We start from the raw sequence: 12658 nt of genomic DNA on the forward strand, positions 1-12658 counted from the left end.
CTCAAAACCTCCATCCGACAAAAAAGACCAGACCGCCACGACGATCTAGTCTCATTTACAATCTATATTTGTAGTCAAAAGGAAAAGAACAAGTGTTCCACACTCGTTTCTCCTATGGTAGAATACGAGAGACACAACTGAATAGGCTCCTCAAGGGTGATCGGCTCATCCCCACGAAAGGGGGTGAGAGTATGTCCAACCACGATGAATTGTCGCTCATGCTTCAGTTTGGATTGCTGTTAATCGCATTCCTCAGTCTGATCGTGACGATTATGAAGCACTGGATTGACATGCAAAACGAGAAAAAGAAATAGATCGCCCTTGAGTTCTCACAGCTCAGCGATCTATTTCTCATCTAGAAAATGAGCCGACACCCCTGAGGGGGTATCCGTTGTGCAAAACGACCGTAGGTGTTAGCGCACCTATGGTCATTTTTTCTTATCTCCATTCTAACACAGCTTATGCGGGGTTCTCAACTTAAACGGCTCCATTACGCCTTCTCTCGAAGCTGCTCAGACGATTCCAACTGTTGTTTCACCACGACTTCATCTAAGTAGCGCGTGAAGACAGATTGGCCGCTGTAGGTCAGAGTCAACCAATGCAAGGAACGCGTCATCCCGATATACAACAACGCAACATCGCGTTCTTCGTTCTCTTCCCGTTTAAACGGCATGTTTTCCAAATTGACGATGAAAACAGCACGGAAGTCCAACCCCTTCACACTGTCGAACGTCGAAATCTTCACCGTCTCTTGAGCTCGATCAAACCTGCGTTTGGACTCCGCACTCTCTGTTACCCAATAAAACGGAATTCCCTCACGATACAATTGCCCTCGAATAGTATCAATGTACGGCTCCCTATATGAGTTCTTCACCCGATACAGAATCACCATCTCCGACAGCGGAACTCCAAACTGATGATACAGCTCTGCGATCTTGGAGACGACAAACTCCATCTCCTGCCGTAAACTGGTACAGCGCTGAATCGTCGGCTTCGGTCCTCGACGCTTGGTGCTTTGCGGAGGTAAAATTTCCACTCCTTCTGTACTTCCTTGCTTAACCTTGTCCTGCAAAACCGAATGCTTCTGATAAAAGTCCCACGCAAATTGCACGATCTGTGCCGTGTTGCGGTAGTTGATCGTCAGCACCTTCGAACGTCCTCGGAAATCGAGTCCTATATTCTGATTGAGGCTTGTCTTGCGTTTAAAAATGTTTTGCGCTCGATCCTCCACCAGCAAAAGCGACTGTGTCTCTTCATTCAAAACGCTGCCCACCAACTTCAACCACTCAGGCGCAAAATCTTGTCCCTCGTCGATGAGGATTGCATCGTACGTAGGTAAAATTGCTTCTCGCTTCTCAATCTTTTCAAGCAATAAGGGGATTTGTTCGTCATGGTACAGTCGGAATACATCTCGAATCCATGCATGGAAATTATGAACTTCAATATTTGAGGAAACCGAATCATTCATCATCTCTTGTATCATTCCCTCTAAGCGACGAGCCAGAGGGACACCATAACAGAGGACGAGAATTTTCCACTCGGGATGCATCTTCGCCAACATCCGAGCTCTGCTTGCCAAGATCAACGTCTTACCGCTACCCGCCACGCCCCGAATCAAGCGATGCTTGTCTCCTAACTGCTTAGCCAAATTCTCTTGGTGAAGATCCATCGTCTTGATATTATGCAAGGACAGAAGCCATTGGTCTTGATACCGAACGGGCTCTCCGTGCTCAGCACTAATTCTCACTTCCGGGAACAGATGATAGCGGATCGCTTGAATCTCTGCCTCACTTAATCGCTCCGATCGACGGTAAAAAACGGGCATCATCCCCTGCAACTTCTCCACCAGATGTTCTTGGGAATAGTCCTCGTCATCCAAATCAATCTCGTCGCGGCACAGCACAAGATGCGGATCAATCAAACTGTACAGATCATGACGAATAAAGTCCTCCTGCTTCAAACGGGTGAAAACTGTCCCAAAGCCAAAGGGGAATTTCAAATGTCCATGATATTTTCCTTCGAGTTGCACCAAGTCTTTGTCTTTTTTGAGTTGATCGGCGAGATGGAATGCATACTGCCGTGCTTGTAACAATGGGCTTTTTACCTTCTGCACATCTCCTCCGGAGGTATGGAGTGTCCATTCCTCACGGTTGAGTTGGTAGAGCGTATTTTTTGTGTAGTCCTTGACTTCTAATACAAGAATTCCTAAATCAGGGCCAATGATGACAAAGTCAGGGCGCTTTCCACTAATCTCCGGTTCAAAATAGACCAGGTAGTCTTCCGGCAGGTCCTGTTTCAAAGTCTGAAACAGAGTCCGTTCGCCAGCCGTTGCTGAACTGCGAATCGTTTCCGGGATCATAAATGCCAATGTACATTACTCCTCAATAGACGTTTGATAGTATTTACTTTATTCGAAATTCACGCGATTGGCAAAAAAAGACCAGACCGCCTACGCGATCCAGTCTTTTTCCTTAATACCCCGCCACATGCCCATCCGTACGCATCTCGGTGCCACCTGCGAGCACGCCGCTGTCCTGATCTCTCCAGATAATCTGCCCGCGTCCGAAACTGCCGCGGCCGATGGCGACTTTGACGTTGTGGCCTTTGCGATGCAGAGCGTCGACGATGTGCTCGGGCACGGAGGCTTCGAGTTCGACATTCAACCCGTCCGTCCATTGCCAACGCGGGGCGTCGAGCGCTGCTTGCGGGTTCAGCGCGAAATCGACCGTGTTCATCACAACTTGCACGTGCCCCTGCGGTTGCATGAAACCACCCATCACTCCAAACGGTCCCACGGCCTGCCCGTCCTTCGACATAAAGCCAGGGATAATCGTATGATACGGACGCTTCCCCGCCTCCAAACGATTGTCATGCGTCGGATCGAGCGTGAAGTTGTTCCCGCGATTGTGCAACCCAATCCCCGTCCCCGGCACGACCAAGCCGGAACCGAAGCCCATGTAGTTGCTCTGGATAAACGAAACCATATTGCCCTCACCATCCGCCGTACACAAATACACGGTGCCCCCACTTCGCGGATCTCCCGCTTCCGGACGGCGTGCCGTGTCGCCGATCAACTTCCGACGCTCCTCTGCATACGACTCCGACAGCAACTGCTCCACCGTCACCGACATGTGATTGGAATCTGTGATGTACTTCTGCCCATCTGCAAACGCCAACTTCGTCGCTTCAATCGCCGTATGATACGCCTGCACCGTCTCGCGCTCCGTAAAATCAAAGCCCTTCAACAAATTCAACGCCATCAACGCGACAATCCCATGCCCGTTCGGCGGAATCTCCCAGACATCATACCCGCGATAATTGACTTTGATCGGCTGCACCCACTCCGGTCGGAAGCTCGCCAAGTCCTCGCCGCGCAAATACCCGCCGTGCTTTTTGGAAAAAGCGTCGATCTTCTCCGCGAGATCGCCTTTGTAAAAAGAAGCCGCCCCCGACTCCGCAATTTCTTGCAACGTCTTCGCATGGTTCGGTGACCTCCACATCTCGCCCACACGCGGAGCACGACCCTCCGGCGCAAACGTCTCAAACCAATGCTTGAACTCCTCACCCTTCAAGGTCTCGCTGAAAATCTTCACCGCACGCTCCCAGTAATACGCAAGCGTCGGCGACAACGGGAACCCGCGCTCCGCATACTCAATCGCCGGAGCCAGAACTTCTGTCAATGGCAACTTCCCAAACTTCGCCGACAACTCTCCCCACGCAGACGGAGCGCCGGGCACCGTCACCGGAACAAACCCGTACTTCGGCATCTCTGTGTGTCCCAGACTCCTCAACTCTTCCAGTGAGATCGCCGCAGGAGCAGGGCCGCTCGCATTCAAACCATGCAGTTCGCCTTTCGTCCAGATCAACGCAAACGAATCGCCGCCGATTCCGTTCGAAGTCGGCTCCACCACCGTCAGACAAGCGGCCGTCGCAATCGCCGCATCAATCGCATTGCCTCCCTTGCGCAAAATTTCCAAACCCGCTTGCGCGGCCAGGGGTTGCGACGTCGCGACCATGCCATTGCGGGCGTACGTAGTCATCCGGCGCGAAGCATAGGGATGATGCATTGCATCGAGATTCATCAGAACTCCTCCTTTTTTCTAATACAGATGGCAAGCGACGAAGTGCCCGTCCGCCGTTTCCTTCAAAGCGGGACGCTCCGTTTTGCACACGTCCATGCAAGCCTGACAACGCGTATGAAACGCACAACCGCTCGGCGGATTCGCCGGGCTCGGCACATCTCCCGTCAACACGATTCGCTCCCGCTTCTCGCTTGGATTCGGGTGCGGGACGGCGGAGAGCAACGCTTGTGTATAGGGATGGAGCGGGGTTTCGTACATCCCTTTTTTCGGCGCGAGTTCGACCAGTCGGCCCAAGTACATGACCCCGACACGGTCGGAGATGTGGCGCACGACAGACAAGTCGTGCGAGATGAACAGGTAGGTCAGTTGGAACTCCTCTTGCAAGTCTTTCATGAGGTTGAGAATTTGCGATTGGATCGAGACGTCGAGTGCGGAAACCGGTTCGTCGGCGATGATCAGTTTCGGTTGCGTAATCAACGCCCGTGCGATGCCGATCCGCTGACGTTGCCCGCCTGAAAACTCATGCGGGTAGCGGTCAAAGTGGGCTTCGGTGAGACCGACCGTTTGAAGCAGTTTGTTCACTTTTGCCTTGCGTTCGGACGCGTTGCCGATGCCGTGGACTTTCAGCGGCTCTTCTAAAATCGACCCGATCGTCATCCGCGGATTCAGCGAAGCGTAGGGGTCTTGGAAGACAATCTGCAAGTCGCGGCGCGCTTTTCGCAGAGCGTCGCCTTTTAACGAAGTGAGGAGTTGACCTTGGAAAAAAACTTCGCCCTCCGTGGGCTCGATCAAGCGCAGAATCGCCCGACCCGTCGTGGATTTCCCACAGCCCGACTCGCCGACGATGCCGAGCGTCTCCCCCTCTTGCACGGCAAACGAAACATCATCGACCGCTTTCACCACTTCCTTGCGCGTGCCGTAGTATTTTTTCAACCCTTTGACTTCCAAAAGCGTGCTCATGCGTGTTGCACCTCCTCCAATGCGGATTCCTCTTGCAACCAGCAGCGACTCTGCCGGCCTTCTCCGAGTTCGAACAGCGGCGGTGTTTCGGACAAGCATTTCGATGTGACATGCTCACAACGCGAAGCAAATCGACAGCCCTGACGCACCGACCCCGGCAACGGCACGGAGCCCGGAATCGACTCCAACCGATCCAGATCGGCGTCCACTTTCGGAATCGAGCGCATCAACCCTTGCGTGTACGGATGAGAGGGGCGTTCAAACAACGACTGCACATCGGCCGACTCCACGACTTGCCCCGCGTACATGACGATGACGCGCTGGCACATCTCCGCCACCACGCCCAAGTCGTGCGTAATCAGCAGAATCGACGTGTTCTGCCGCGCACTCAGATCGCGCATGAGATCGAGAATCTGCGCTTGAATCGTCACATCGAGCGCGGTCGTCGGTTCGTCCGCAATCAACACATCCGGGTCGCACGACATCGCCATCGCGATCATCACCCGTTGGCGCATCCCGCCGGAGAGCTGGTGCGGGTATTCGTTGACGATCTTCTCCGGACGGGGGATGTTGACTTTTTTCAGCATCTCGATGGCGTGGTTCAGGGCTTCTCGCTTGGAATGGCCGCGATGAAGCATCGTCATCTCGGCGAGCTGTTTGCCGATCGTATAGACCGGGTTCAGCGATGTCATCGGTTCTTGGAAGATCATCGCAATCTCATTGCCGCGCACGTTGCGCATCTCTGCATCGGTGAGCCCGAGCAGGTCGCGCCCGTTGAATTGGATCTGGCCGTCTGCGATCTTCGCACCTTTGGCCAGCAGTCTCATGATGGAGAGCGACGTCACGCTCTTGCCGCAGCCGGATTCGCCGACCACGCCGAGGGTTTCGCCTTTTTGTAAAGCAAATGAAATGCCGTCGACGGCGGGAACAACGCGTGTTTCACTGTGGAACTGAGTCTTCAAGTTACGAACTTCCAAGATGTTGGCCATCGCTGTTGTCCTCACTTTCGCTGTTCAGCTTTGTACCAATGTCTCAAAAACTTTTTGTTCAGTCAAGAACGAATTTTCTGATTGATCCGAAAATACTTTTGGTGTAAGGTAGACGAAACGAAAGCGAAATTGCGTTTTTGCTTTCGAAAAGACATCACCAGGGGGTTTGACAGATGAAAAAGCCATTACAACTGAGCTTCACGATTTTATTGGCAGGTGCCATGCTGGCAACGGTCGGTTGTTCCTCGAACAACTACGCCACTTCTTCAAAAACCGATTCCCAAGGAACCGCAACTGTGAAAAACGGCGGCACCCTCAACATCTCCCTGGACGCGGACCCGCCGAAACTCGATCCGAGCTTCTCGACGGCGCTGGTCGACCGCATGGTCTTCCAAAGTATCTATGACAAACTGGTTGATCTCGATGAGAAAGGCAACATCGTCCCGATGCTCGCAGACAAATGGGACGTGTCGCCCGATCAGAAAACATACACGTTCACCCTCCACGAAGGCGTGAAGTTCACCGACGGCACCGACTTCAACGCCGACGCCGTCAAATTCAACATCGAACGCTACATGGACAAAGCTTCCACCCGCCGCAACGAACTGCAAGCGGTCGACAAAGTAACGGTCGTCGATCCCAAGACCGTCAAGATCGATCTCAAGCAACCGTTCGCCCCGTTCCTCTCCGTGCTCACCGACCGCGCCGGCATGATGGTTTCGCCGGACGCTGTGAAAAAGTACGGCGACGACTTCCTGAACCATCCCGTCGGCACCGGCCCGTTCGTCTACAAAGACCGTGTCAAAGGCTCGACCCTGACGCTTGAGAAAAACGCTTCTTATTGGAAGAAAGACCTCCCGCACCTCGACAAAGTCGTCTACAAAGTCATCAACGACTCCTCCCAAGCACTGAACAACTTAAAAAGCGGTCAAGTCGACATCACCAACGTATTCCCGACCAAGGAGATCCCGAACTTCGCCAACGACCCGAAGATTTCCGTCGTCAACCAAGCGGGCCAAGGTTTCCAAGGCATCCACCTGAACGCGTCCAAAGCTCCGTTTGACAACAAAGAACTCCGCTCCGCCGTCGACCTGATGATCGACCGCGACGCCATCGTCAAAGTTGTGCTCAACAACGCGGGCACGCCGGGCCATTCCCCGTTTGCCCCGACCCAATTTGCATACGGCGACAGCGACAAGTACCAAGCTCCGAACGTCGACCAAGCCAAGGAACTTTTGAAAAAAGCCGGCAAGCCGGACGGCTTCACATTCACCCTCAAGATCGGCACCTCGCCGACCAACCAACAGCTCGGCCAGATGATCCAGAACATGCTCAAACCGGCCGGCATCACCGTCAACTTGGAAAAAGTCGAGTTCGGCACCCTCCTCGACCAATCGAAAAACGGCAACTTCGAAGCAGTCCAACTCGGCTGGTCGGGCCGCCCGGACCCGGACCAAAACCTCTACGACTGGGACGTTTCGAACGGCGCGCAAAACTACTCGCGCTACAGCAATTCGCAAGTTGATTCTCTGCTGAACGACGCACGTCTGGAGGGCGACTCCACCAAGCGCAAAGACCTTTACGAAAAAGCGATGAAGATTCTCAACGACGAGAACCCGTATGTCTACCTCTACCACTCCAACAACGTATTCGGCCTTTCGAAGTCGGTTCAAGGGTTTACCTACGTCCCGGACGGCTTGATTCGCACCGTGAACCTGAGCAAGTAAGACACTTTTCACAGGAAGGAGAATCCACATGGCATTCCTGGTCAGGCGATTGTTGTTGGCTGTTCCGGTCATCTTTTTGGTAACCGTTTTGGTCTTCTCCCTCATGCATATGCTGCCCGGTGACCCAGCAACGGTCATCCTCGGGCAGGAAGCGCCTCCGGAAGCGGTTGCGGCGTTGCGCGAAGAACTCGGGTTGAACCAGCCGATCGTCACCCAGTATCTGCATTGGATCGGCGGCGTTCTGCACGGAGACCTCGGGCGTTCGCTCGTTGACCATACTCCGGTTTCCGAACTGTTGGCACAGCGTCTGCCCGTCACGGTGGAATTGACGATCGGGACGTTCGTGATCGCCCTGCTGATCGCGATCCCGGCGGGCATTCTCTCGGCGACGAGACAGGGGAAGTTTTTGGACTACATCTCTTCGATTTTGGCGATGAGCGGGATGTCGATTCCGTCGTTTTGGCTGGCGATGATGTTGATCGTACTGTTCGCCGTCAAACTCGGCTGGTTCCCGGCGTCGGGGTATACGCCGTTTTTTGAAAATCCGGCGGCGAATCTGACGGCGATGATCTTGCCGATGGTTGCCACTGCGATGCGGGAAGCGGCGGTGCTGATGCGGATGTTGCGCAGTTCACTGCTTGAAGTCATGAACGCCGACTACATTCGAACCGCGTACTCCAAGGGCCAGCGCGAACGCGTCGTCGTCTTGCGCCATGCGCTGAAAAATGCGCTGGTGCCGGTTGTCACCACCAGCGGTCTGATGATTGCCGGACTGCTCGGCGGGTTGGTCATCACGGAGTCGATTTTCTCGATTCCGGGCTTTGGCAAACTGATCGTCGATTCGATTTACACCCGTGACTTCGTGACCGTGCAAGGGGCGGTGCTCGTCTCTGCGTTGCTGGTCGTCGTCATCAACCTCGCCGTCGATCTCACGTACTCGCTGATCGATCCGCGCATCAAAGTCGGGAAGGGGGCAGAAGGATGAGCCACGCTGTATCGGAACTTTCAAACACGAACACCCACGTACCCCTGCAAAAAAAGGAGAGCCGTGCCCGCCAATTCTGGCGACGGTTCTCCCGCAACAAATTGGCGGTCGTCGGCGGGGTCATCATCCTCGTGCTCACTTTGACGGCGATCTTCGCCCCGTTGATCGCCAACCACGACCCGATTTTTGAGCAAGACTACAACAACTTGATGGCGAAACCGGGCAACGGGCATTTCCTCGGCACGGACGATCTCGGGCGAGATACGTTCTCCCGTTTGATCTACGGTGCTCGTCTTTCGCTGGAAGCTGCGTTGATCTCCGTCTCCATCGCGCTCGTGATCGGGGTGCCGATTGGTTTGATTACCGGCTACTACCGGGGTTTTTGGGACGAATGGGTCATCATGCGCGTCGTGGACGCGATGCAAGCTTTTCCGTCGATCATCCTCGCGTTGGTCATGGCGGCGGTGCTTGGAGGTGGATTTTTTAACGCGATGGTGGCGATTGGGATTGGGTTCTTGCCGTCGATTATCCGCATCACCCGTGCGCAAGTGCTGACGGTGCGCAACTTGGAGTATGTGCAGGCGGCGAAAGCGATTGGGGCGCGCGACATCCGAATTATGTTCCTCCATGTCTTGCCGAACTGCCTCGCGCCGTTGCTCGTCCAAGCGACGCTGTCGATGGCGGCGGCGATTGTGGCCGAAGCGGGACTTTCGTACCTCGGACTGGGGGCGGCGCCGGAGCAACCGAGTTGGGGCTCGATGTTGCACATTGCGCAGGGGTATCTGAATATTGAGCCGCTGCTTGCGTTTTGGCCAGGCGTTGCGATATTTTTAGTGGTGCTCGGGTTTAACTTGCTGGGGGATGGCATCCGGGAAGTTCTCGATCCGAAACTAAAACGGTAACGGGGTAATTAGGGGGAGTACGCATGGTATACGAGTACGCAGACGCAGAAAGTGAACTGCCGAAATTGGAACTGGACGACGTGGACAAACAAATCTTGGAGGTTCTGCACGAGAACAGCCGCATCTCGTACACAGACTTGGGGAAACGAATCGGTCTGTCTCGTGTTGCCGTCCAGACCCGCATCCAAGCCTTGAGTGAAGCTGGGGTGATTGAGCGGTTTACGGTGGTCATCAATCCGGCGATGGTGGGGATGAAAGTTTCGGCGTTCTTCAATGTAGACATCGAGCCGCGCCACCTCGATCAAGTGGCGCAGGAACTTGCCAAGGAGCCGGAGGTCACGAGTTTGTATCACATGACCGGGCCGAGCACGTTGCACATGCATGGAATCTTCACGTCGAACATGGAGTTGCAGAAATTCATGCTGGAAAAACTCTACGCGATGCCGGGCATTCTCAAAGTAGACTGCCAGATGTTGCTCAAACGCTACAAAAGCCGTATGGGGATGAAGCTGTAAGAGAACATCCCTTTTTATCAGGAGAAGGGAGGCAACGCATGTCCGCGATCTGGTATTTGTTTCTCGCGATGGCCCGTGCCGGCCTGCTGGGGTACGGAGGTGGGCCGAGTGCCATCCCGTTGATTCGAACGGAGGTCGTCGAGCGCTACCATTGGTTGAGTGACCAAGAGTTTGCCGATGCACTCGCCATTGCCAACACGCTGCCGGGTCCGATTGCCACCAAACTGTCCGCCTTCGTAGGCTACAAAGTCGCCGGCATCCTCGGTGCGACCTTCGCGCTGATCGGCATGGTCGCCCCGACCGCGATTGCGGTGATCGTCCTGCTGAAACTGCTGATGACGTTCAAAGACAGCCCTTATTTGAAGGGATTGATCTCCGCCGTCCGACCGGTCGTTGTGGTCTTGCTCTTGCAAACCGCTTGGCAAGCCTCGCAGAACAGCACGTTCGGCGACTGGAAACCGATCGCTGTAGGAGTCGCGGCGGCACTGGCTCTGTTCTGGTTGAAAATCGACGCGCCGTACGTGATTCTCGGCGCGATGGTGCTCGGGTTGATTTTTTTCCGGACGCCGAGTGTGTAGGGAAATCAAGTTAAATCCTTGAGGAAACTCAAGGATTTTTTTGTTGTCTTTTAGTCGATAGAAACCTATTATTAATATAGTAATTTGCTATCTAATGTAATAGAGAGGGTTGAGGGGTTTGAAAGGTCGAGAAAAAATCAGAAAGTCCTTGGCGGTCGTAACACTGCTCATTTCAACCGCGTTGTTCGCACAGTCGGCAAGCGCGTATGTGAGCTATCGTTTGTTGTCAGTGCCTGCTTCACTGCAACAGCAGAGCCTATGGTGCTGGGCAGCTTCCACGGAGATGGTGGCGAAGTATTTTGGAGCCAATGCTACACAAAGCGATATCGTCACCTATGTAAAAGGCTCTCCCGTTAACGTAACGGGAACAGTTGCAGATGTCCAAAGGGGGCTTTCGAAATACAACATTAAATCCTCCTACATTGCCACCACGATGACCTTCCAAACGATTGCGAACCAAGCGAGCAACGGCCAACCTATGGTCGCGTCGATCTCATATACGGATGGAACAGGTCATGCACTTGTGATCCGTGGGTATTATGAAGACACATCTCTCTCTAAGCAAGACGTGTACTTCATTGACCCGGCTAACGCTACCTACAATATCCTTCCTTATGGAGATTTTTTGAGCAACAGCAAATTTAGATGGGTCAACAGTGTCTACGCAATTTACGTATAATGGGAAGGGGTGCAAAAGTGAAACGAATTCTAACTACTCTGTTCCTCGTATTGTTTGCAACTTGCACGTTGGGTCTGATCCAACAACCTGCGTTTGCCGGTAGTCCGGAACCTAAGATTCAATATGCTGACCAAAAAGTAAAATCAATGGTCGAGGCCGACTTTCAAAATTATAAGAATTCCTTGGAGCACACCAAGGACAACTTCGGAGTAACAGAGCAAGAGTCATACTCCAAAGCTTCCCTCGGAGACGGGGTCGCTTATTACGACTTGGCAAACAACAGTGACCTGAGCGCAGACCCGCTCACTTTCGCCGGATACGTCTTTCCGATTCATGTCCAAGGAAAAACGGGCGGGATCGTGTTTGCTCAGGAGAAGGAAGGGAAATGGGGTGTCTTCTACATCCAAAGCAACTTGACTTTCGAACAAGACCTTGCGGAAGCGAAAAAGCGAATCCAAGCAGATGACAGTATCAAACTCGTTTCCGACATGTCCACCGCGCTGTATGCTGTCTCGATTGAGTCGGAAACAGGGAATAGCGGTATCCTTCCTATGAGAGACAACCTGGCTTTGGGGTTGAAAAAGAATGCCCTCATTCCGAAGTCTGAGTTTCAATCTCAACTGAAGAGCCTCAAGGCTGCGAGAGAATCTAACAAAATCAGTAGCAATAATGGCAAAGACAATGAACTTATTCAAATGGGCGGTGGTTTCGGCACGGCTCAAACGGCTCCGACCGAACAAGGGGCTACAAAAAACCTCCTCATCGGCGGTGGAGCATTGATTGCAGGTGCGCTCTCCATCTTGGCGCTTCGTAGACAGAAAAAGCAAAGCGAATCGAAATAAAAAGAGAACCCTCGGCAATTCCCAGATCGAGGGTTCTTTTTTTCTATCAAGTATGAACGGGGTTCGCCCGTTTGGGGATTTTGTTGAGCGCGACGCCGTTTTTGTAGTAGAGGGCGGGCGAGAGCAGGTTGTAGTAGATGTGGACATTCGAGCATCCGTGCTCCTGCAACAGCGTATGAAGCATGAGCGCAAGGGCATCGTGCGTCTGCTGGTCGCGTTGGAACATCTGAATCTCCACCGATTGCGGGGAGTTGAGGATGGGTTCAATGGCGGTCTTCTCAATCTTGATGATCTCCGTCGGGATGTTGACGATCTCCGAGATGCGGGTGACGACTTCCACGGCGATTTTTTTCAGGAACGCCGTTTCGAATCCCGTGAAGCGAATATATGGCATGTTGA

General features: G+C 53.4%; 13 protein-coding genes. 8 read left to right on the plus strand and 5 right to left on the minus strand.

What is annotated here, in order from left to right; all coding sequences use genetic code 11:
• Positions 1-191 precede the first annotated feature (191 nt).
• Positions 192-314, plus strand: a complete 123-nt coding sequence (locus JJB07_RS23855; RefSeq protein WP_236587550.1) for a putative holin-like toxin — start codon at positions 192-194, stop codon at positions 312-314.
• A 176-nt stretch (positions 315-490) separates the two neighbouring features.
• Here JJB07_RS23855 and JJB07_RS01300 read toward each other — a convergent pair whose 3' ends face one another.
• The 4 genes from JJB07_RS01300 to JJB07_RS01315 form a co-directional block, all read right to left on the minus strand.
• Positions 491-2368: a 3'-5' exonuclease gene (locus JJB07_RS01300; RefSeq protein ID WP_201630454.1), complete on the minus strand. Its 1878-nt coding sequence runs from the start codon at positions 2366-2368 to the stop codon at positions 491-493.
• A 103-nt stretch (positions 2369-2471) separates the two neighbouring features.
• Positions 2472-4082 (minus strand): gamma-glutamyltransferase family protein, encoded by a 1611-nt coding sequence (locus JJB07_RS01305; protein ID WP_201630456.1) that lies wholly within the window; start codon positions 4080-4082, stop codon positions 2472-2474.
• A gap of 18 nt (positions 4083-4100) precedes the next feature.
• Entirely contained in the window at positions 4101-5042 is a 942-nt protein-coding gene (locus tag JJB07_RS01310; RefSeq protein ID WP_201630457.1) for an ABC transporter ATP-binding protein, read from the minus strand.
• On the minus strand, positions 5039-6031 hold the full coding sequence (locus JJB07_RS01315) for an ABC transporter ATP-binding protein (RefSeq protein WP_201630458.1): 993 nt from the start codon (positions 6029-6031) through the stop codon (positions 5039-5041). The genes JJB07_RS01310 and JJB07_RS01315 overlap by 4 nt, the downstream gene beginning before the upstream one ends.
• 173 nt (positions 6032-6204) lie before the next feature.
• On the opposite strand from JJB07_RS01315, the gene JJB07_RS01320 reads away from it, so the two are divergent.
• From JJB07_RS01320 to JJB07_RS01350, 7 genes are all read left to right on the plus strand, one after another.
• Positions 6205-7758: an ABC transporter substrate-binding protein gene (locus JJB07_RS01320; protein WP_201630459.1), complete on the plus strand. Its 1554-nt coding sequence runs from the start codon at positions 6205-6207 to the stop codon at positions 7756-7758.
• Positions 7759-7786: 28 nt separating this feature from the next.
• On the plus strand, positions 7787-8743 hold the full coding sequence (locus JJB07_RS01325; protein ID WP_201630460.1) for an ABC transporter permease: 957 nt from the start codon (positions 7787-7789) through the stop codon (positions 8741-8743).
• The gene (locus JJB07_RS01330) at positions 8740-9645 is read left to right on the plus strand and encodes an ABC transporter permease (protein WP_201630461.1); all 906 of its coding nucleotides are present in this window, start codon (positions 8740-8742) and stop codon (positions 9643-9645) included. Before JJB07_RS01325 ends, JJB07_RS01330 begins: the two co-directional genes overlap by 4 nt.
• A gap of 23 nt (positions 9646-9668) precedes the next feature.
• Positions 9669-10160, plus strand: a complete 492-nt coding sequence (gene chrS / locus JJB07_RS01335) for a chromate efflux transcriptional regulator ChrS (RefSeq protein ID WP_201630462.1) — start codon at positions 9669-9671, stop codon at positions 10158-10160.
• Between the two features lie 38 nt (positions 10161-10198).
• Positions 10199-10738 (plus strand): chromate transporter, encoded by a 540-nt coding sequence (locus tag JJB07_RS01340; RefSeq protein ID WP_201630463.1) that lies wholly within the window; start codon positions 10199-10201, stop codon positions 10736-10738.
• A gap of 118 nt (positions 10739-10856) precedes the next feature.
• Positions 10857-11417, plus strand: a complete 561-nt coding sequence (locus JJB07_RS01345; protein ID WP_201630465.1) for a C39 family peptidase — start codon at positions 10857-10859, stop codon at positions 11415-11417.
• A 17-nt stretch (positions 11418-11434) separates the two neighbouring features.
• Positions 11435-12259, plus strand: coding sequence for a hypothetical protein (locus JJB07_RS01350; RefSeq protein WP_201630467.1), 825 nt, complete (start codon positions 11435-11437; stop codon positions 12257-12259).
• 46 nt (positions 12260-12305) lie between these two features.
• Here JJB07_RS01350 and JJB07_RS01355 read toward each other — a convergent pair whose 3' ends face one another.
• A complete protein-coding gene (locus tag JJB07_RS01355) occupies positions 12306-12653 on the minus strand; it encodes a DUF1904 family protein (protein ID WP_201630469.1) in 348 nt (115 codons plus the stop codon).
• Positions 12654-12658 lie beyond the last annotated feature (5 nt).

This window comes from Tumebacillus amylolyticus (genome assembly GCF_016722965.1).
Lineage (GTDB): Bacteria > Bacillota > Bacilli > Tumebacillales > Tumebacillaceae > Tumebacillus > Tumebacillus amylolyticus.